Source organism: Pseudooceanicola sp. HF7, assembly GCF_011806405.1.
Classification (GTDB): Bacteria; Pseudomonadota; Alphaproteobacteria; order Rhodobacterales; family Rhodobacteraceae; genus Pseudooceanicola.
Genome location: NZ_JAATOW010000074.1, coordinates 1 through 1,181, shown reverse-complemented (window position 1 = coordinate 1,181; position 1,181 = coordinate 1). Strand labels below are relative to the sequence as shown.

The 1,181-nt window shown below is 66.3% G+C and carries 2 protein-coding genes; both read right to left on the bottom strand.

All coding sequences use genetic code 11. From position 1 onward, the window contains the following. Positions 1–236 (bottom strand): Rieske 2Fe-2S domain-containing protein (locus HCZ97_RS20385; protein ID WP_167690949.1); only part of this gene is annotated, 236 nt, incomplete at its 3' end. Further along, positions 233–1,181 (bottom strand): VOC family protein (locus HCZ97_RS20380; protein ID WP_167690948.1); only part of this gene is annotated, 949 nt, incomplete at its 5' end. The genes HCZ97_RS20385 and HCZ97_RS20380, both read right to left, overlap by 4 nt.

Here is a 1,181-nt window from a genome sequence, read left to right as displayed (position 1 = left end):
GCGCCATGGGCATGGCAGGCAATGTGCGCTCCCTCGGCGTCGAGGTAGGCGTCCTTGCGCCAGGCCATGGGCGTGCCACCGCGGTAATGCGGACAGGAATCCATGTAGGCATGGAGCTGCCCGTCGCGGTTCACCACGATGACATTGCGCGGCGCGTCGGGCAGCGGCAGGAAGCCGCGGGCGGCGCCTTCTGGAATGTCATCGCGGTGGCACAGTCTCAGCTGGCCTGCGCTCATGCGCCGGAGCCGCCTTCGGGACCTCCGCTGGGCGCCCATTTCTCACGCCATTGCAGCAGGAAGATCTGGCTGGCCTCGGGGCCGTTCGGGGCCTCGCGGGCGACCCAGGTATCGTCGTGCTTGTCCATGTCGGCGTCGTACTCGAAGTGCACACCGAGGGGGCTGTTGAAGTACCAGAACCAGTTGGAGCCGAACTTGTGGCGCCCCGGCCCCCAGAAGCTCTGGTAGCCCTTGCGCACGAAGCGGTCGCCGGCAACCATCAGCTCGGTCGGGCCGCCCATGTGGAAGGCCAGGTGCTCGCAGCCCTGCATGTAGGCGGGGGTGCGGATGAAGAAGTGGGTGTGGTGATCGTCATTGGCCTGCGGACGCAGGAAGGGACCCGCGCCGGTCAGCACGTCGGTCACCACGAAGCCCAGGCGGTCGCAGAAGAAATTGACCACCTTGTCCATGTCCGGCACGAAGAGCACCACGTGGCTGAGCGAGCGCGGCAGGGCCGGCATCTCATCCGTCACGCCCAGCTCGTTCGCGGCGCGCTGTGCCGGGGCGCCGGGGGCGTTGATCTTCTCGGCCGGCATCGACAGCTCGCGCCGGATGGTGACCTGGAAACGCAGCTCGAAGCCCAGGTCGTCCTTGAACTCCAGAGAGCCGTCCGACAGCCGGGTGACCCGGCGGTCCTTGGACATCTCAGCCTCGATCTCGTCCAGGACGCTGGCATCCTCGACGCCGTAGATCTGCTGGCGCAGCATGTTCTTGGTTTCAAGCGGGGCAGGCAGGCTGGGATCGGACTTGGGGCGGATGATGACCCCGGTGCCGTCAAGCGCCTCGAAGAGCCAGCCGGTATCGTCCAGCTGCACCGGCTTCAGGCCGAAATCCTCAAGGTAGGTCTTCGATCCCTCCAGATCGTCAACCCCGAACACCAGGTAGTCGGGTCCGATGATGCGCATG